This is a genomic window from Algoriphagus sp. UBA3586 (assembly GCF_002376385.1).
In the GTDB taxonomy this organism is placed as follows: domain Bacteria; phylum Bacteroidota; class Bacteroidia; order Cytophagales; family Cyclobacteriaceae; genus Algoriphagus; species Algoriphagus ornithinivorans.
On record NZ_DFMT01000012.1, the window covers coordinates 105358 to 125811 of the forward strand.

Annotated in this window: 17 protein-coding genes; 10 read left to right on the forward strand and 7 right to left on the reverse strand. The window is 39.2% G+C overall.

All coding sequences use genetic code 11. From position 1 onward, the window contains the following. Positions 1-316: 316 nt before the first annotated feature. The gene (locus B2906_RS02960) at positions 317-1228 is read left to right on the forward strand and encodes a helix-turn-helix transcriptional regulator (protein WP_219958819.1); all 912 of its coding nucleotides are present in this window, start codon (positions 317-319) and stop codon (positions 1226-1228) included. A 34-nt stretch (positions 1229-1262) separates the two neighbouring features. Here the strand turns inward: B2906_RS02960 and B2906_RS02965 are convergent, their stop codons facing one another. From B2906_RS02965 to B2906_RS02985, 6 genes are all read right to left on the reverse strand, one after another. Next, positions 1263-2759: a M28 family peptidase gene (locus B2906_RS02965; protein WP_339816278.1), complete on the reverse strand. Its 1497-nt coding sequence runs from the start codon at positions 2757-2759 to the stop codon at positions 1263-1265. Positions 2760-2798: 39 nt separating this feature from the next. Beyond that, positions 2799-3359: a hypothetical protein gene (locus tag B2906_RS18925; RefSeq protein ID WP_339816276.1), complete on the reverse strand. Its 561-nt coding sequence runs from the start codon at positions 3357-3359 to the stop codon at positions 2799-2801. Position 3360: 1 nt separating this feature from the next. Further along, the gene (locus B2906_RS02970; protein WP_219958820.1) at positions 3361-4530 is read right to left on the reverse strand and encodes a C40 family peptidase; all 1170 of its coding nucleotides are present in this window, start codon (positions 4528-4530) and stop codon (positions 3361-3363) included. A gap of 81 nt (positions 4531-4611) precedes the next feature. Continuing rightward, entirely contained in the window at positions 4612-5913 is a 1302-nt protein-coding gene (locus tag B2906_RS02975; RefSeq protein WP_219958821.1) for an amidohydrolase family protein, read from the reverse strand. Positions 5914-5934: 21 nt separating this feature from the next. After that, positions 5935-7320 (reverse strand): amidohydrolase family protein, encoded by a 1386-nt coding sequence (locus B2906_RS02980; RefSeq protein ID WP_219958822.1) that lies wholly within the window; start codon positions 7318-7320, stop codon positions 5935-5937. 3 nt (positions 7321-7323) lie between these two features. Continuing rightward, positions 7324-9021 carry an amidohydrolase family protein gene (locus tag B2906_RS02985; RefSeq protein ID WP_255590602.1) on the reverse strand — a complete coding sequence of 566 codons (1698 nt, stop codon included), beginning with the start codon at positions 9019-9021 and terminating at the stop codon, positions 7324-7326. 228 nt (positions 9022-9249) lie between these two features. On the opposite strand from B2906_RS02985, the gene B2906_RS02990 reads away from it, so the two are divergent. From B2906_RS02990 to B2906_RS03010, 5 genes are read left to right on the forward strand one after another with little or no spacing between them, the layout of a single operon-like run. After that, a complete protein-coding gene (locus tag B2906_RS02990) occupies positions 9250-9609 on the forward strand; it encodes a response regulator transcription factor (RefSeq protein WP_091653836.1) in 360 nt (119 codons plus the stop codon). A 4-nt stretch (positions 9610-9613) separates the two neighbouring features. Next, on the forward strand, positions 9614-11182 hold the full coding sequence (locus tag B2906_RS02995; RefSeq protein ID WP_219958823.1) for a hypothetical protein: 1569 nt from the start codon (positions 9614-9616) through the stop codon (positions 11180-11182). Then, complete coding sequence (locus B2906_RS03000) at positions 11175-12641, forward strand: glycosyltransferase family 2 protein (protein WP_286935528.1); 1467 nt, start codon at positions 11175-11177, stop codon at positions 12639-12641. Before B2906_RS02995 ends, B2906_RS03000 begins: the two co-directional genes overlap by 8 nt. Further along, complete coding sequence (locus B2906_RS03005) at positions 12638-13867, forward strand: YaiO family outer membrane beta-barrel protein (RefSeq protein WP_286935530.1); 1230 nt, start codon at positions 12638-12640, stop codon at positions 13865-13867. Before B2906_RS03000 ends, B2906_RS03005 begins: the two co-directional genes overlap by 4 nt. A gap of 1 nt (position 13868) precedes the next feature. After that, positions 13869-15050: a hypothetical protein gene (locus B2906_RS03010; RefSeq protein ID WP_286935533.1), complete on the forward strand. Its 1182-nt coding sequence runs from the start codon at positions 13869-13871 to the stop codon at positions 15048-15050. Here the strand turns inward: B2906_RS03010 and B2906_RS03015 are convergent. After that, positions 15047-16993, reverse strand: coding sequence for an LTA synthase family protein (locus B2906_RS03015; RefSeq protein WP_286935535.1), 1947 nt, complete (start codon positions 16991-16993; stop codon positions 15047-15049). The two genes, B2906_RS03010 and B2906_RS03015, sit on opposite strands and share 4 nt — an antisense overlap. A gap of 151 nt (positions 16994-17144) precedes the next feature. Here B2906_RS03015 and B2906_RS03020 point away from each other — a divergent pair, with 151 nt between their 5' ends. From B2906_RS03020 to B2906_RS03035, 4 genes are all read left to right on the forward strand, one after another. After that, on the forward strand, positions 17145-17687 hold the full coding sequence (locus B2906_RS03020) for a class I SAM-dependent methyltransferase (protein WP_219958828.1): 543 nt from the start codon (positions 17145-17147) through the stop codon (positions 17685-17687). A gap of 71 nt (positions 17688-17758) precedes the next feature. Then, positions 17759-18013, forward strand: a complete 255-nt coding sequence (locus B2906_RS03025) for a DUF3253 domain-containing protein (RefSeq protein ID WP_091653823.1) — start codon at positions 17759-17761, stop codon at positions 18011-18013. An 18-nt stretch (positions 18014-18031) separates the two neighbouring features. Continuing rightward, complete coding sequence (gene msrA, locus B2906_RS03030) at positions 18032-18610, forward strand: peptide-methionine (S)-S-oxide reductase MsrA (protein WP_219958829.1); 579 nt, start codon at positions 18032-18034, stop codon at positions 18608-18610. A gap of 89 nt (positions 18611-18699) precedes the next feature. After that, on the forward strand, positions 18700-20367 hold the full coding sequence (locus B2906_RS03035) for a DUF6909 family protein (protein ID WP_219958830.1): 1668 nt from the start codon (positions 18700-18702) through the stop codon (positions 20365-20367). The last annotated feature ends 87 nt before the right edge of the window (positions 20368-20454 follow it).

Here is a 20454-nt window from a genome sequence, read left to right on the forward strand (position 1 = left end):
ATCGTGCCAGCAAGATATGATGGAAATAAAGTTGAAATAATTAGAAATACTCCTTCGGCGAAATAAATAGAAAAGGCCGATTAGATCAGAAGATATTCTTCAAGATTTTATCGAGATATGCCTGCGACGAGATATTTATCCCGTAGGGATTTAAGCTAGGTAGAATAAAGATTTAATGAACCCTCTCCGTGCCGGAGGTATGGAACTTTCTCTCTCCCCACCTTAAATACCCCTAATTCATTCTTTGACAAATTGTGTCATAAATCCAAAATTATCCAAGGAATACTCTAATTTTGATAACCTAATTTTGGAATCAATGGCTCAAGCAGGAAAAGTAGAACAGCAAAAAATCCTTCGTGTATTTAAGTTAATCAACCTCTTGCAGGGGAATATTGGGAAACCTGTGCACAGATTGGCTGAACTTCTGGAAACAGATGAGAGAACCATTTACCGCTATTTCAAATTATTGGAGGCTTTGGGTTTCGAGGTCATCAAAGAGTTTAGCAAATACAAACTCAAAGAACCAGCGGGGCAGGATGCAACTTTACATTACGGAAGTTTTTCTCCTGAAGAGAGCCAATGGCTTAAAAGCCTTATAGAGTCACAGGGGAAGAAAAACCTCTTGAAAGACTCCGTGCTTCAAAAGCTTCAGTTAAAGTCTGAGCTGAAACAGGGAACGGCAGAACTGTTTAAAGCCAATTTAGGTCGCTTGGTAGATGAAATTGGAAAAGCAATTCAAGACAGAAAGCAGATTTGGCTGAGAGAATACTATTCCTTGAGTTCTGATACAACGAGTGATAGATTAGTCGAACCAGTGGCTTTTTCCAGTAATTATGAATCTATTCATGCCCTGGAAGTGGAAAGCAAAGCCATGAAAATTTTTAAAATTGAGCGAATAGGAGAAGTGCTCATCACAAACGATTCATGGAAGTTTAGTGCTAAACATGAATTGCCTGAGGAATCCTTATTTGGGTTTACCGGTAAAAAGCAATTCAAAGTCAGACTAAAAATGAGTAAGAAGGCTTATCAACTCATGATGGAGGAGCATCCTAATGCAAGGCCTTTTATGAATATCAGAAATAGAAATCAATACTATTTTGAAGGCGAAGTTCCTCAACTCCCAGGTATTGCAAGATTTATTCTTGGGCTCCCAGGTGAGATCAAAGTAGAAGTAGGAGAGGAGTTAAAAACTTACTTACAAGATCAATTAGAAAAAGCAGTGTATTAAAAATCCCGGCCAAAATAATGGCCGGGATTTAATTTTACAGACTTGCTGAGATTCGATCGATTTTTTCTGCTAAGCTCAAAATGGCAGCAGCATATCTTTCATCCCATTCTTCTAATTTTTCTGTTCGCTCAATTGCTACTTCGTATTGAATTCCCGGAAGAATCCAAGAAGCATAGCCTGAGAAAGGATCATTGCAAACATATAGAGACTTATACCAATCCCCATAATACATACCCTGTGGATCTATCCAGCTTTTTTCCAAGCCAATTAATTCCTGATTGATACTTTTAATTTTTGATGCAGACAAATTCCCTTTATTCAACGCTGCGTTTAATTTGGTCTGATAGGCTGTAGAGCTACTTTCCAACTTATTCAGTGCAGCATTGACTAGATTAAATTCCTTGAAATCTGGAGCTATTCCCTGAACGTTTTTCACAGCTTGCGCAAAATGTCCTTTTAAATCCTGAGCATAGCGAGGGACATCGTAAGGAATTACTTCACCATTAGCCATCCTCAATGCTACCAAGCCAAATAGTTGAGCAACAGCTCCACCCATTTTGAAGGAAGGATCTACAAACTTGCTGTAGTAGTGAAAGTTATCATAGTTGCTATGATAGGCACTTATACCTCCTGCACCGCCACTTAAGCTAGGTACACCCACATGCATGTAAAATGCGATATGATCTGAACCTCCTCCTAAATTTCCAATCCCAGGTTCCTTTTTATCACCAGCCCAAACTTGAAATACCGTTTTTGCAGAATCCGGATACATCACTTCTTTAGATGCATCGATAATTAGTTTTTTGAGGGTTGGGGCAGCTGAAGCTCCAAAGTTTCTTCCTGAAACTCCTCCATCGAAATTCATATAAGTTACCGCCTTTGCTCCTAATTCATCTCTAAAGTGTTCTACCCATTCTGTAGATCCAATTACACCTTGTTCCTCTGCATCCCAATGGCCGATCATGATTGAGCGGGCAGGTCTTTCGCCGTTTTTCACCAACTCTCCCAGAGCTTCCGCCAAAGTAAGCAGCATGGCTGTTCCTGAATTAGGATCTGTGGCACCGAAGCTCCAAGCATCAAAATGGGAGCCTAGTATAATCCATTCGTCTGGATATTTGGCTCCTTCAAAAGTTCCAATCACATTATTTGCCCGGATAAAATTGATGGGCTGATCTACCATCACACGGACCTTCAGGTCAGAGCCACCTTCAATTTTATAGTCAAAAGGCAAACCACCTTGCCATTCTTTAGGAACTGCCTGACCAGTCATTCTAGAAAGGATTTCCTTTGCTGCACCATATCCAATAGGAGTGACAGGAATTTTATGCAATGCGACATCTTTAGGGTCCAGGCGATCTACTTTTACTGGTCCATCCAAAGGCAATGCGGGTTCATAAGGAGTCAATGGATCTCCTGTCCAATCCAATGTTAGCATAGAGCCTCTTTGAATGGTTGTTTCATTGTAATAGGGCCCATCAGGATACACATCGCCTTTGGTAAATCCATTGTCCTTAGGGTCAGTATAAACCACCAAACCAATAGCTCCAGCTTGTTCTGCAAACTTGGCTTTTTATCCTCTAAAATTCCCTCCATACCTAGCTATGGCAACTTTTCCAGTCAGGTCAATCCCCATTTCTTTCAGTTTCTGAAAATCTTCCCGAGTACCATAATTGACATAAACCACCTCTGCAGTCACATCACCGCTTCCAGAAAAGGCATTGAAGCCTAAATGTAGTCTTGGGTCTGAAGAAAAAGGATCTTCTTCGAGAACAGCTTCCTGTTGCGAAAGCTTCATCTGAACAGGGGATACTATCTCTAAATGAGATTCCCCCGGGTCATTAGGAAGATATACATCATAGGGGTAAAGCTTCACACTCATACCCGCATCCTCCATAATTTTAGCCATGTATTGCTGTACGAGTTCGTTTTCAGGAGTACCCGCGATATGTGGGTTTTTGGTTAATTCCTGAAGATGAACTTTGAAACGATCATAGTTGACCGATTTCAGATATGCAGCTTCAACAGATTTTTGCTTGGCTTGACTTTTTGTAAAGAAGCCATCTTGAGCCTGAAGCGAGATGCTGACGCTCAAAGCTCCAAAGAGGAGTAAGGTTGTTTTATTTAAGTTCATATTACTTGCTGGTCAATAATTCAGAAACAGAGATTACCCCGTCTGATTGTTGGTTAATAATTCTTTTTGTTCTTAAGTAACGATTGAGTTCGTACTCATCATAATTTGGGCTATTTGGATCAAAGCTGGAGATTCTCACTCTTCCTCTAGAATGAATAAACTCATTATTTCCAATCCACATTCCTACATGCACTACGCGTTCTTTCTTTTCTTCAGTAGCTTTTTCACCAAAAAATAAGAGGTCTCCCACTTCCAAATTATTCCAATTCTTATCAGTATCCACTTCTAAACCTTCGTTTACCTGCTGTGAGGCATCTCTTGGGATTACCTTTCCATTGAGGTAAAAAATGGTTTTGGTAAAGCCACTACAATCCACTCCTTTAATGGAAGTTCCTCCCCACAAATAGGGAATTCCCATCATAGACTTGGCAGTGCTAACCAAGTTGGTTGGGCTGGTTTCTCTAGACGCTATCCATTGTTCCCATGGCATTACTTCTGAAGCCTGAACCCATCCCTTTCGCCCATCTGGGAGAATAACTTCCAGCCATTCTGATTGCACTTCTTCGACTGCCAAAATATTTCCGGCTACCAAATCAGAAACCATCATTGATTGAGACGGGTCTTGCCAAACATGTCCAGATAAAGGGGTAAAAACTACCTTGGATTGTATAAACCAATTTGCTAATTCATCTTCAGTCATTAACTGGATTCCAGCCTGATCTACCCAGGATAAATAACCATCAGGAGTTTGCACCAAATACCAAGAGTCATCCTTTTTCAAAACTCGTAAAGGTGTGCCCAAAAGTGCTTGAGTAGCCAATTCTGCAGAATGCTTGGGCTGACTTCGGATGTTGGCAACAGAGATAGTAACCAATGCTCGGGTCTTATCTCCAAGTTCTGCCGAAGGTAGACGCATTACTTGATCCCTCACTTCTATTCCCTGTGATTCCAAGGATGCTAAAATTTGATTTAAGGCCTCAATCTGATCTGTTTCACCGCTAAGCGTTCCATTTTCATACTGAAGATCCCAGATTGCCACTCTCTTATCGGGCGCGACTTCTTTGCGCATTTCTTCAATTTGATTGAGAACTTGGTCTTTTTGATTGGAAGTATTGCAGGCTTGGAAGCCAATAATTAATAAAAAAGAGACTAAAATATTTACCTTCTTCATAGGGTTAGATTTGTAAAAGAAAACCACAAGCTATCCTTTGAGGAAAGGATTCACTTGTGGTTTAAAATTAAAGGTTCCTGATTAGTTTTTCTTCAATGCAGGAGATCTTTCCAAAAACTCTTGATACAATCTGATATGTCTATTGCTCAAAGGAATTCTATATCCGTTGATAAAGACATGCATGATTTGAGCTCTTGTTTCAAACGGATCTTCAGTGGATACGATTAGGTTAGCAACCTTTCCAACTTCCACAGAACCCAATTGATCAGCCAAGCCGAATATTTCAGCAGGATTGATAGTCACCGCTTTCCATGCTTCTTCCTTACCTAAACCATAAGCTGCGGCAAAAGCAGCGTGGAAAGGCAGATTTCTTACATTTTCAGAATCATTGGTTCTCAGAGCAACTTTTACTCCTGCTTTAGCCATTTTTCCTGCATTGGCATAAGCTGCATCATAGCGATCTGACTGACGGGTAGGTAGATCCTGAACAGGTCCTGTCAAAACTGGGATCCCAGCTTTGGCAATTTCATCGGCAACTCTCCATCCTTCATCAACACCAGAGAAAATTACCTTCGCTTTTTTATCAGCTACCCACTTGATGGCATTTTGAATATCTGCAGCGGCATTAACTTCAATCATTAGAGGAAGTTCACCAGCAACAACTTTTGCCAATTGGGCAATTTCAGGATAATACTCCAGAGTAGCACCCTTGGAAGTCAGTTCATGGTAGTTCTTAGCTTTTTCCCACAACTCATTTGCTTCCTTTTGAGCTTTCTCATTGTCTTTTTTGATATCCTCGTCTGATCTGCGATCAAATCTTCCCCTTCTTGCAGAACTAGGGAAGTTCATGACCACAGCCTTAAAACCAGCATACATTTGATCTGGAGTATAACCCACCAAATTGATCAAAGCGGCAGTTCCCGGAAATAAACCTCCCTGAGGAACAGACAATACCGTAGTGACTCCAGAAACTCGAGTAACAGGTACCGCTTCAGAGTTTGGATTCACTGCTGTCAAAGCTTGCATATTGGGAGTAAAATTACCTATCTCCTGATAGTCTACAGTTTCAGCCACTGAGTTGACTTCCACCAAACCCAGAGTAGTACCGCTATCGATCATCCCTGGATAGATCACCATTCCTCTGCAATCAATTATTTCTGCATCAGCAGCTTGGATTGAGCTACCAATCTGGGCGATTTTTCCATTCTCTATCAATACTGAGGTATTGGAAAGAACCCCCTTTGTGATCGTATGAACCGTTGCATTTTGCAACAAGAATTTGCCTGAACGAGGCTTTACGAATTCCCCATCAATCTGAGCCAGAGCCATAAAAGGCGTCAAGGCAATCAGGAAGGCGAAAAAGGTTTTATATATACTTTGCATAAATCTTTCTTTTCGGGGTGATTAATGATTGTGTAAGGAGAATAGTGCATTGGCAGTTTCGAACAAATGCTCAGTATCCTGCATACATCTATGGTTTTCCTCAGTCAGCATGATTGGTTCCACCATTTCTGTTGCACTAACCTGCTGTCTTTGATCATCCTTATCTTCTTTGATATCGAAGTATTTCACACCATCTACAAAGGTCATTTGTGGTACAGCGTAAGAGGATAGGGGGTGACCTTCAAAGATCACTATATCAGCCTGCTTGCCCTCTTCCAATGAACCGACCTTATCATCTATTCCCAGTTGTTTGGCTGGGTTGATAGTGATCATAGCCAAGGCCTCATCATCTGTCATGCCACCATATCTTTGAGTTTTTGCAGCCTCGTGGTACAGGTGTCTGATCAATTCAGCAGAATCGGAATTGATTGAGGTGATAGCTCCATTTTTCTGAAGAATTGCAGCATTGAAAGCAGTAGAATAATACACCTCAAATTTGTAAGCCCACCAGTCGGCAAAAACTGAAGCACCCATGGTGTATTCTGCAATTTCAGGAGCTACTTTGAAGCCTTCGTTGGTATGTTGGAATACTAATTTTTTGATCCCAAAATCCCTTGCAACGTTGATAAGCATGTAAATTTCATCCGCACGGTAAGAGTGGCAGTGGATGATAATTTTGCCATCCAAAATATCTACCAAGGTTTGAAGGCGCTCATCATACTCAGGAGCAACCATGGTATTTCCTTTTTGAGATTTTGCTGCATTGTAATCAGCCCATCTTTTTTTGTATTGCAAGGCCTCACTGAATCCGTTTCTTAGGATAGCTTCTACACCCATTCTACTTCTAGGCTGTATGCCATTACCTCTACCATGAACTCGGGTGGGGTTTTCTCCCAATGCAAATTTGATAGTTCTAGGAGCGTCCTCCATGATGATATCAGCAGGATTCGAAGAACCCCATCTATGCTTTAAAGTGGCATTTTGTCCGCCTACTACGTTGGCAGATCCGTGCATGGCGTGAGAAACTGTCACACCCCCAGCCAATGCTCTGTAGATTCCGATTTCATAAGGATTGACCACATCTTTCATTCTGACTTCCGCCACGATAGGTGCAGTAGCCTCATTGACCACATCCAATGCCACGTGAGAGTGCGCATCGATGATTCCAGGCATCACATATTTTCCACTAGCATCAATGGTTTGAACTCCACTTGGAGCACTGATATTTTGGTCTATTCTTCGGATGATACCATCCTGAACCAAAACGTCTGTATTTTCCAAAGTTCCTTTTGTCACGGTGATTACCGTGGCATTCTTAATTAGAATGCTGCCTTTGGGCGTTTGAGCAATCGCGAACTGCATACTCAGCCCTACCAAAGCAGCAAGAATATAGCTTAATTTTTTCATGGCTTACTTGTTAGCGATTAAGGTTGGATTGAGAGTAGCTGAAATCGGGAAAGATCCAAAATCTGTAATATTCATAGATCCATCCATTGAATTACCGGAAACATCTCCAGACACACTCACAGTAAGATTCATCCCTCCGGCATTCACATCAAATGAAAAGCTTAGAGTTGAGCCGCTCAATGAAATGTCTTTTAATGGAGAAGTAGCTTGACCGGAACCAGAAGGATCTTGGTAAGTGATAGTTCCAGAATAAGAGCTTCCGTCCTTACTGATGACAAATTTGCCACCTGATGATCCAGCTGGAGTTTGAGAATTGTAATCCCAAGTACCTACAATAGATATTGAGCCGTTGCCGTTGCCATTAGCTCCGTTCTTCTTTTTCTCTTTGATTTCGTAGTCAAAGATATTTCCATCAACCACTACGTGTTTGATTTGGCTCTCTTCCTGAAAAATTGGACCGGTGCTAATCACCAGATTCGCCATTTTCCCTGTTTCGATAGAACCCGCAAATCGTGATACACCCAAGATGGATGCTGGGTTTGTTGTAAGGGCAGCTAAGGCGGCTTTCTCACTTAAACCTGCTTCAATCATGGTTCTTAGAGATTTCATCAAATCATTAGTCTTAGCACCAGAAGTGGTGAAAGCAAAGGCTACCCCTGCTTTTTCCAACTTAGCCGCTTGAGCAATTGCCTTGTCATAGGCCTCCTTAACTCGGGCATATTGGGCTTTTACACTTTCATTTGCATCATCTTTTTGAGCTTTGATGGCTTTGTCATCCGGAACGCTCAATTGAATCAAAACTCTGGTGCCGCTGGACTTGATCAGGTCAATAACATTGTCATATTCCTTCAGTCCTGATAGGATTAATTGAAAGCCTAATTCTTTTTGGAGACTTAGGGCTCTTCTTACTTCCAGATCATTCTCAACATTAAAGATCACCGGTATTTTTCCATCTATTACGTCCATCATTCCCATGTAAGTAGGAGTCAATTCCGGACGGGAAATACCAGTATTAGAAGCAAATGTTGCTTGTCTTTCTTTGGTCAGTTGTGTGTTTTTATACACATCTCTGAACTTAGCCATCACGCCTACTGTAGTGCCAGGATACATACCTCTGGCTCCATTGAGGCTCGCATTTAATGCAACATTTTCCTTAATCAAGTTGGTAGAATTTTTCTCTCCCAAAACCACTAGTGCTGTCTTGCCGGAAAGCATTCCGCCGTCAGGAATAATTTGAGTCAGAGTGAAACCCATTTTTCTCAAGTCATCCACTTGACTTGAACTGATATCAAATTGATCTATTGCTGATTTCCAAGGGGTGATACCTGCGATTTCATCAGGCGGATTAGAAGAAACAAAGTTGTCCGGTCTTTTCGGAGGCTCTTGCTTAATAATACCCGCATTGCTAGCTCCATCGATGAATCCTGGATAAATAAATAATGAATCGCCAGCAATGATTTTTGCTTCAGCAGGAAGGGTCAAATTATTGCCGACACCTTTAATAACTCCGTCCTTGATCAAAACTGTCGCTTTGCTGCCTTCACTGGAAGGATTGGCAAAGACCGTGGCATTGGTTATGGCATAAGTTGAGGTGATTGGTTTTTTACCACTTGGATCACTTTGGCCAAAAGTAGTTTGTAAACCAAAGAATCCTCCCATCATTATACTCATAACACTTGCCTTCAGAAGTGTTTTTCTCATATTGATTTGGTTGATTAGTTTTAATAAGCAAGCTAATAAAAGCTCATAGGGAATCCATCGAGAATTATTTTTAGGATATTTATTTTTGATCAGTGGCGATCCTTGGTGCTTAAAATGCGAATTTCACCCTGTAATCTGCAAAGCAAAAAAATCCAATTTCTTTGAATGGTCTTTCCTTGTGTGTTATTTCACATAAGCTGTTATATTTAGGTAATAGATCGCCCAACTATGAAAAAAATCCTGATTATTGAGGATGACTTATTAATATCGAGTTTAGTACAATTCAGACTAAAAAAAGATGGATATGAGACCATATTGGTCAAAGATGGTAATGAAGGAATTCATGCTATTGATACCATAGATCCGGATTTGATTATTACTGATGTGATGATGCCATTTCGAAGTGGTATAGAAATCATCCATCATGCAAAAAAGACTAAGCCAGAAATTCCAATTATTGTGTTAAGCTCCTTGGGCGAGGAGGAAGAGGTTGTGCTTGAGGCATTTAATTTAGGTGTAGTAGACTTTATACCTAAACCATTTAACCCCAACGAATTAGCAATTCGAGTCCGAAGAGTTTTAACCTAAGTCTATGAAGAGAAAACTTCTACCAGTCATCTTCTTTTTTGCTTCATTTTCTCTTTCCTTTGGTCAAGAGGGTTTACTTCCTTTTCAGGATTCCGCGGCTTTAATTCAGGAACTGAAGCTTCAGGAAGACATTCCTTCTTTTACCTATAGATTTTTCATTCCAAAGGCCAATATAAACTCAAAAATCACAGCTGACTCCTCCTTTTTATGGGTTGAGACTGATACTGCTTTTATCTCAAAATCATTCAAAAATGGCACTCTTATAGATTCGCTTTATGGGCAATTACAGGGGAATTCTGCCAATCTTCTATTTTTTGTATACGAGGAAAAAACAAATGTAGAAGGGCTACAGAGTTATCTGGAAACTATGTATGCTACTGGAGACTTTGTATTGGCTGAAGACAAAGAGCAACCCGAAAACGACATCATGTTATTGGCTTCATCCAATAATTATCAACCTTTAGACGCCTATAAAAATCGTCTGCTTGGGGATTTCAAATTATTGGCTGTAACCCTGATTATCCTATTTTTCATATTTACTGCGGCAAGCATGATCATTTTCATGTTGATATTCAAAACCCAAAGAAATCAGCGAGAAGAGAATATTAAGAATTACGAAAATGAGATTATTGGCCCACTAACCAATCTTCTTTTTGAAAAAGATTTGGATGAAATCAGCCAAATGAGTGATCAGGAGATTTCTGAAATTTTTCCAAGATCACTTTTCAAAAAGCGCTTATTCAAGCAGGTACTGATAGAAAGGATCATAGGTCTTAATAAAAAAATGAAGGGTGAGTTTAAAGATAAATTAAAGACCCTTTATAAACGGCTTGGCCTGGTTGACCTGACTAAAGCCAATTTAAAAGATTCTCGTTGGGATATAATCGCTTCAGGTTTAGTCCAGGTCAATGAAATGGATTTGAGTGAATTGATTAATGAAGTTAAAAGCTTTACCAATTCCAAAAATTTCCATGTGCGTTCTTTGGCTGGGGCAACCCTCCTCAACCTTTCTGAAAAAGTCGATTTGAGTTTTTTGAAAGATCAGGATTATCCTCTCTCTGATTGGCAACAGATGAATTACCTCCGCATCATCAAGTTTGTGGGGTCCTCCAAATTTCTGAATATTCCAATCCTTTTTAAATCAAAAAATCCATCCGTGAGAGAATTTGCCATCAAAATGGTAAGAATGCTGGGTAGGGTAGATTTGATAGCTGAATTGCATATGATTAATGAGGCTTCTACGGAAGAGGAAAAAATTGAATTGATTAAAACTTATGATGCGTTAGGAGCCCATATGGAAGTGGAGTTTATCAATAACTGTATGTTATCCAATAATCCAGATTTGAAGAAAATCGCGGTGAAAGCTGCAGGGAATTTAGGGAATTCCTATTCAGAGGTCATTCTGATGGACATTCTTCTTCAAAATATTGATTTCAGACTTCGTAGAGCATGTCTAACGAGTTTGAATAAATTGAATGCTCAAACTTTCGAAAAGTTTGTAGCAACTCAGCCTTTACCGGAAAACAAAGCACTTAAAGCCCAAATTCAAGACCCTCTGTTAAGCAATGTATAATTTTCTGTTCTATTTTCTTATTGAACTCATAGGGCTCTTTTACTTGATCCTCAGTTTCTCTGTGATCGTGATTTACTTCATCATTATGATATTGAGTGCTCTAGAGATGAGGGATTACAGACGAAAAAATAGATTTGCGGATTACGAAGACATCATCACTTCTCCAATCGCTCCGGGGGTAAGCATACTTGCCCCAGCTTACAATGAGGGCTCTAATATTGTTCAAAATGTCAAAAGTCTGCTCTCCCTTCATTATGGAAAATTTGAGGTAATTATCATCAACGATGGCTCCAAAGATGATACTTTGACCAAGCTTTTGGATGCTTTTGAGTTGCAAAAAGTTTCTTACGCCTATAATCCGGAGATTATTACCCAAGAAGTGAAGGGAGTCTATAAATCTCAGAATAAATCATACAGAAGGCTGACTGTAATAGACAAGGAAAATGGGGGCAAAGCAGATGCGCTTAATGCAGGAATTAATATTTCCCAAATGGAAATATTGGCTTGTATAGATGTGGATTGTATTCTAGCCAATGATTCTCTGACTAGAATGGTTCGCCCATTTATGGAGGAAACCAACCGTAAGGTAATCGCAGTAGGAGGAGCAATTGGAATTGCAAATAACTGTGATGTACAGGATGGAGCAGTGACCAAATATAGGGTGCCACAAAGTACCTTGGGTCAATTTCAGGTCATTGAATACTGTCGGGCATTTTTGATGGGAAGAATGGCCTGGACCAGAATAAACGGGCTCATGCTTATATCAGGAGCTTTCGGATTTTTTAGACGAGACTTGGTTTTGAATGTGGGTGGATATTTCCCGAAAACAGTGGGAGAAGATATGGAGCTGGTTGTGAGGATGAGAAGATATATGGAAGAAAAAAAGATTCCATATAAAGTTTCTTTTATACCAGATCCTCTTTGTTGGACCGAAGTTCCAGAAGATGTTGAGGTTTTGGGAAGGCAGAGAAACCGTTGGATGAGGGGAACAATTGAGACCCTACAGCTTCACAGGAAGATCGGCTTGAATCCGAAGTTTGGTATTCTAGGAACCATATCTTACCCTTTCTGGTCTGTTTTTGAAAAGATGGCACCTATCATTGAGATTTTTGGGTTGATATATACTTTGATCCTTCTAATCATCGGTGATTTTTCAGCTATTTACTTCGTGGCTTTATTGTTCATGATTTATCTGTTGTCTCTATTGGTATCATCTTTTAGTATCCTTTACGAGCAGATTTCATACAATAATTACAAAAATAAAAGTGATCTCAAGAAGCTAATTTGGATCATTTTGATAGAGCCATTATACATTCATCCCAAGGTGCTTTTGTGGGGACTGAAAGGTCATCTTGACTTTATCATCGGAAAAGGTGGATGGGGACAAATGATCCGGACTGGATTTAAAACTGCTGAGGAAAGAAAAACAATAGAAGCCCAAGCTGAGAAAAGCCTATGAAAAATCTAACACTGATATTTCTAATTCTGATTGGATCTTATGGTTTCAGCCTTGCCCAGGATAATTTTGATCCGGACCAGCTTTTCTATGAAGCTAGAACTTTAATCCTTGACGGAAAATATCAGGAAGGGCGATCAATTGCTTTTAGGGCTTTGAACAAATATCCCGAATACGCGGATATTTTGATACTTGTCGGAAGAAGCTATGCCTGGGAAGGGAAAAATGATTCCGCTAGTATTTATTTAGAAAGAGCGATCGTTGCATCTCCAAAATATGCTGATGCTTATGTAGCCTATTTGGATAATTTGTCTTGGGCCGAGCAATACCAAAAAGCAGATGAAATTTTGCAAAGAGCAAAACAGAATTTCGAAGGAAAGCTTCCTGATCCAATTAGATACCGAGAGTCTAGATTATTGTATTACCAAGAAAATTATGACGAGGCCTATACAGTTGCACAAAACCTTTTTGATCAGGGATTCAAGCAGGAAGGCCTGTTAGGTTATATTCAAAATTTGCAAAGACTGAGAAGAAATTCTGCTTTAGGTGTGACCTACGATTACGATACATTTCAAGGTGAAATTAGCCCTTGGCACACTTGGTCAGTTTATGGAAGAACCATGACCAAGCTGACTGGATCTTTAATTGCCAGAGTTACTCAAAGTTCCCGATTTGATGGATTTGGAACCTTATATGAATTGGATGCATATCCTTCACTTGGTAAAAGTTCCTATGCTTATTTAAACATTGGGGGATCAAGCGCCTCCTTCTTTCCTAAATTAAGAATGGGTGCATCCATTTATTTCAACTTGCCAAAAGCTTGGGAAATCGATGGTGGATACCGTTATCTAGGTTTTTCGGAAGTCACCCATATTTTGACAGGTTCACTTGGGAAATATGTGGGGAGTTGGTGGTTGAACTTCAGGGTCAACGTGGTTCCATCTGCTAATAATGGTACCAGTACATCAGGTAATTTTCAGGCCAGGTACTATTTCAAAACCGCAGAAGATTTCTTTTCACTACAGCTAAGTACCGGAGTTTCTCCTGATGAAGAAAGCAGAGATCAGTCCCAGCTATTGAACTCTTACCGTGCAAGACTTGGCTATCAGCAATTAGTCAGTCCTAGGTTTATGATTTTTGGATTTACCGGATATAGCAGGGATGAATTAGCTGCAGATCGATTTAGAAATAATATTAACATTTCCATAGGTACTGAATATAGATTCTAAAATGGGACAGGAATTAAAACTCTTTTTTCTTCGCCTTTGGCCATTCTTTTTGATCTTGGTTGTGATTCCGGGAATAAGCTTTGGTGTCTGGTGGATAGAATCAAAAAAAGACCTTTCTGTTTTAGTAATTGACAAAACAGTCCCTAATTCGACTTTCAGAGAGCACAAAGGCCTGTTCTGGGCCTTGGAATATGATAAGTACATCAAAAAGGATGGCTTTTATTACGATGAAAAAAAAGACTATTTAGGTTTTTTCCCTTCCGAATTTCAAGAGGATATAGGAGAAGTAAAAGACTTGATTCAGCCTACCAAGCTTGATTTAGAAAAGCTGGTTCAGGATCATGAGTTGTTTTATTATGCGGATACATATGGTGTGTATGAAAATAATTTTTTTGCCAGTCAAAGAAGAAGCAACGAAAGAAGTAAAAAAATCTATGGCGGTCTGAGTCAGGCAGATATAGATTTATTGACTTTAGCAAAGGAAAATGAAAAAACCATTGTAGCTGAATATAACACCATGGCTTCTCCAACACTAAGATCAATTCGATCTCAATTTGAACGTTTGATGGGTTTGAAATGGACGGGTTGGATTGGGAGATACTTTGATGAATTGGATGTCAATAAAAATGGAGATCTACCTCAATGGTTGATTAGTAATTATAGAAAGCAAAATGACAATCAATGGCCTTTTGTTGGGCCAGGGCTGGTGTTTGTCAATGAACTAGGAGAAATAGAAATTTTTGTAGCGAATGAAGATTTCACTAACACAACACCGTTGATTCGTACGCAAAAAGTAAATAAGCATGGCTTCAGTCTACCGGAAGTAGTGCCTTATCCTGATTGGTTCGATATTGTTTTAATTGAAAGGGATTATCAGGTAGTTTCCTATTTTGATATAGGAGCTACCAATCAGGGATTAGAGAGGCTCAGAGAAATGGGGCTTCCGAGATTTTTTCCTGCTACGGTATTTAAACCAAATGGAAAAGGAGAAATTTACTACATGTCCGGTGATTTTTCCGATATGCAGGGTGATCTGGGCGCTGCTAGTTTTAAAGGGCTGCCATTTTTCTACAGAGGGCTTTATGTAGCTTCTGATTACAGAGATAGGCAGAGCTTTTTCTGGAATTACTACCTCCCTTTGACTAGGCAGATTTTAAAACGAACCCACCAAAAACAGAATTAATTGCTGGCCAAATTAGGTGGTGGTAAGAGTTTTCTGGTCTGGATCATGTAGTTGTTTTTGTTTTTAAAATCCTCAAACTCCCCAATCATTTGCGTTAAATCATCCGGAGAATTAATCGGATCAATGTTTAACTGATCAGAAACCTTAAATAATTGACCATCAGAAAGGAATAACTCGCCGTGGATATATTCCATCAACTGATTTTTGTTTCTCATCAATGGCATAGCAATACGGGATTGAAAATTCCTTGCAGTATCTAAAACCTGCCCTTGCCAAGTGACTTGCTCAGGCAATTCTATTCCAACTTGAGCTTCCAAAAAGGCTAAAATACTGGGCGTTATTTCATAGTGACTTGTAACCCCTTTGAAGTAATCTGTTTTCTCCAAAAGAGGAGAATAAATAATCAAGGGAACATGAAATCTATCCAGTCGAGAAGACATGGGGATTTCAGGTAGACGGTGATCTCCAGTGATTATAAATATGGTATTGGAAAACTCCGGTCTTTTTTTGTATTCATTGATGAACTCTTTTACAGCATCATCTGCATATAAAACTGTCATGTATATGTCCTCATATGCCAAATATGAATTAAACTCGGAAGGGTTTAGATTAAGATAATCCCTTAAATGAGTTCTCAGTTTCTCACTATAAAAAGGCCTTTCCGGAACGATATAGGGGTCATGAGAAGTTTGAGTTTGAAATATTCTGACTTGAGGTTTGGTCACCGTCTCGGGTAATTTTTCCAGCCCATTTCGGAAAAGCTCCTTGTCGGCATATCCCCAAGAGAAATTCCCGGATGATGGAGCTCTGGAATATTTAGGATCAAATAACTTTTCATCAACAAACTGAACAGGCCGTTGATAATCGATAAAATCCCCAACATGGTCGAAGTTTTTGTCTGCACCGATAAAGTATCTTATCTCATAGTCATTATCTCTTAAAACACTTAAAAGAGTTTCATGATAGGGGAATTCATCATACAATTCCAAAAAGCCTTTTGCTCCAAAAGGCAAACCACCAAATACTCCAGGTTGCAGCCCAAATGTTCTACCTGTGGAAGAGAGAGCATTTAACCATACCAAACTATGTTGCTCAAGTGAATCTAAAAATGGAGTAAAACTGCCTAGATATGCATCTCTTCCCGAGTAGGCTTTCCCAAAACTTTCCAGAAAAATAAAGACCAAATCAGGGGCTTTTTCCAGAGAATCAAAATAGGGGCTTAGTACATCAGGGTATTCTGCTTTATGCAGAAAAGGGTAGGAGTCACTGGTAAATTCCTTTTTGACAATCAAATCATCTTTTCCGGATCTTAAATAGAAGTCAAAATAATACTCTCCTCCATACATCCAGTAATCAAATGATTGCTCAGCCAGAAATTGACTTTTATTCAGTTTAATATTTTGTTCTACCTCAGTGGATGAGGCTTCTTTAGCTAAATCAAAGGTGATAAAGGAAAAGACTCCAATTCCAAGGATAGCGGAGAATATGGCATAAGTTTTAAGTGAAAAATAAAAGAATCGAGTTCCGTAATGGAAAAGTGCTATTAGGGCTAAAAAAATAACGATTCCTCCAAACACGGAAATAAAATTCAGTTGTCCTGATGCCTGTACGGTAAGAATTAAATCATTCCAGTTATAAGCAAAAAGATCTTTGCCTAGGGGGAGTAATGTTTTAATGAAGTAAAATATCAATGCTACTTGAACAATTACGACAATTGTCAATGCAATTTGAAGGAGAATTTTAGCCAGATTTCCTGAAAGCAATGAAAGCAAAACATAAAGCGTGAAAAAAATTCCCAAGAGATAAAGACTCCAGGCTATATCCGATAAAAAACTACCGACTATGACATCGGTTGGAGTCAGATTTAAAACGTGATTTTGAAATACCAAATACAGCTCTAAGGCTCTCAGTATTGTCATTAAAACAATGAAAACCAGTGCCATGCCCCAGAAATTCTTGAGGATTTGGCGTAATCTATAAGGTAACGTGGATCTAATGGATGCCTTTTGGGACATAATAAAAACTATAATTAATCAGGATGTCGGGGAAAATATAGGGTAAAATCGGGTATCTTCAAGGTCTCAAATCACTATTATGAGTAAATCTAATCTTCTTATAGAGTTATATTCTAATTTAAGCACCACTGGAGCGCTTACTTTTAGCTCAAAAGCTTTGGTCAATAAAATGATTTCCCAAGCAGATCTAACCGAGTCCAAATTAATTGTAGAAATGGGAGGAGGAGATGGAAGTATTACCCAGGGTATCTTCAACCGCATGCGTCCTGATGCTGAGCTTTTGGTTTTCGAAATCAACCCATCTTTTTGCGAAGCTATGAAAAAGCAGTTTCCACAGGAAAATATCAGAATCATCAACGATTCTGCCGGAAACTTGGATAAGTATTTAGATGGAAGAAAAGTTGATTTTATCTTTTCATCCTTGCCATTTTCTTTTCTTTCTAAGGAGGTAACGGATGAAATTTTAAGCCAGTCTAAAAATGCTTTAAGCCAAGGCGGTGCTTTTATTCAAATTTGTTATTCCTATTTATTAAAGAAGCTGTTTCAGAAATATTTCGGAAAGGTACAAGCCAGCTTTACTATCAAAAATCTCCCTCCAGCTTTTGTGATGGTCTGTCAATGAGATGGACCTACCTTTAATCCAATATTAAAGTTGTAGGGTTATTCAACTTTACCAATTCACCGATCTTTCTCATGGATATTTTAAAAGTAGCCATTTTGGAAATGAGTAGAATTCGGGCAGATAAAAGTTTTTGTCCTTCTGAAGTGGTACGTGCCATGTATCCAGAATCATGGAGGCATTTTCTCACAGATGTAAGAGAAAAGGCTTGGGAAATGTATTTGGAAGGAGAAATAAACTTAAGTCAGAAAGGGAAAAGTTTAGATAAGCATCAAAAACCAAGAGGACCTTTAAGAATTTCGAAACCAATTTCGGAGGGAGGCTGTTGACCTGTAAACTTTGATATTATGAACGAACTTCAACTTCCGAAAACCACAGTTTCCATACCAGATGGCCTTTCCTTGATTACTCTAGGAGCAGGATGTTTCTGGTGTACTGAAGCAGTCTTTCAAAGACTGGAAGGAGTAGAGCAAGTGGTTTCCGGGTATTCTGGGGGATTCGTGGAAAATCCAACTTATAGAGAAATCTGTTCTGCGACGACAGGTCATGCAGAGGTAATTCAGGTTTATTTTGATCCTAAAAAAATTAGTTTGGAGCTGATTTTAGAAGTTTTTTGGGCAACCCATGATCCAACCACATTGAATAGACAAGGAGCCGATGTAGGTCCTCAATATCGTTCCGCTATATTCTTCCACAATGAGGAGCAAGGAAGAATTGCGTCAGACTTGAAGGCTAAACTCAACCAAGAGCAAGTTTTTGATAATCCTATTGTGACAGAAGTAACAGCTTTTACAAATTTTTATAAGGCCGAAAATTATCATCAGGACTACTACAACCAAAATGGTTATCAGCCTTATTGTCAGTTCGTTGTAAAACCTAAAGTAGACAAATTGAAAAAATTCTTTTCGGATCATTTAAAGAGCTAATCACTCATTAGAAAGATCAGATTTTAAATACTATTCAGATTTCAGCTCAGAAAAGCGTATTTTTGCTGAATTTAACCTAAATAAAACGAATGAAGAGAACCAGAGCACAGGAATCCAGAGCAGCTATTGAGCGACTTTACATCACCATGAGACATCTTTTTACCAGAGGCAGCTATAAGCCAATGGGAGTTTCGGGTGAAAGCTTGGTACAATCACTAATGGTGCTGAGTCCAGAAATTTATGGAACAATCACAGATTCGGAAAAAGTAGAACTAGACGGACTCCTTTATGTGATGGAGAGACTTCCCAGGGGAATCGAAGAATGTAGACTGGTTCGATTGATCAGTAGAGAAGGTTTAGAAACATCTCATCTAAGTCCAATAGTGCCTCCCAAAAGAAAGAGAAACTGCTACCGCTTGGATGAACAAGTGATGTATGTAGAGATGACGAGAGGTCGCTCTGATATCTACGATATTCTAACTCACTTAACCTTTTTATATATAGAATCCAATAAGATCTATAATAACAGCACTGATCCAAAAGGGAAAATTTCCTTGAACTGGACCATGTTGGAAGATGTGGTAAAAAAAGAATCAGCAGGAGAGGATTTTGACAGAGAGGCAGCTGCGGCTTATTTGAGCCATTTGATAGGTAGAACTTTCGAAGAAACAGTTGCCGCAGTTGATAAATTTGAAAGAAGCTCAAATTCCAATAGCCTTTTCTCTATCGTTTACCATATGGGTAAATTGGCTTTGGAAGAAGCTAAGCACAATCATGATCGAGAGATATCTTTCTCAGCAACTTTGAGAGAGCGAATTGGACACCACGTTTATGGCGAGCTTTGGGCCAAAAAAATCAAAATGACCTTAGATGAATTGGACTTGCTTAAGCGTCCAATCCATGTCATTTCAGCCAATTTACACTCTGTTTTGAATACCATTTATGCCCCTCAGAAACTAGGTTCAAAGACCTATGAGGACATAGAAAAAGTGGTCATGGACATCTCTGTGAATGCAAAAGGGAATCATGGCAAGGCTATTTATGATTATGCATCAAAGCATGGTTTTGTAGATATTCCGGATGAATCCGGAACTAATATTGGCGCACAAATTATAGATACTGCTCTGCTTGAAAAGGCTGAAATTATTCCTGGAATAGCCTTGCCAAAAGAAAAGGAAAAGAGGCCTGTATTTGTAGTGATGGATTATGCCTTTGGTGAGCAAGCTTATGAATGTTTTGATGAGCTATTGAAGCCTTATAAAAAGGGAGATAAGGAATTGCCACTTAATATCGTCTCTACCTCTATCATGGGTAAAGCAGGGATATTATATGGAGGTAAAGGTGACCTGATGATTCCTGATGCTCACGTTTTCGAGGGAACTGCCGATAATTATCCTTTCAAAAATGAGTTGAAAAAGTCAGACTTTGAAGGATTTGGACTTGGTGTTTACAGTGGAAGTATGGTAACTGTATTGGGCACTTCCTTGCAGAACAAGGATATCCTGAAATACTTTATGGAATCTTCCTGGAATGCTGTTGGGCTGGAAATGGAAGGAGCACATTATCAGAAAGCTATTCAATCTGCTTCTAAAATCAGAAAAAGCATCAAATCCAATGTAAAAGTTCTTTATGCTTATTATGCTTCTGATAATCCTTTGGAAACAGGTAGTACTTTAGCTTCTGGTGCATTGGGTATGGAAGGAGTAAGGCCCACTTACTTGATTACTTATAAGATATTGGAAAAGCTGTTTTCTTAATTGACGTAAATAATAAAAATGATTATCCGGAATCTTACCACTGGCAAAATCTCCTTTGTTCATTGGGAGGGAAGACGGATGACCGAA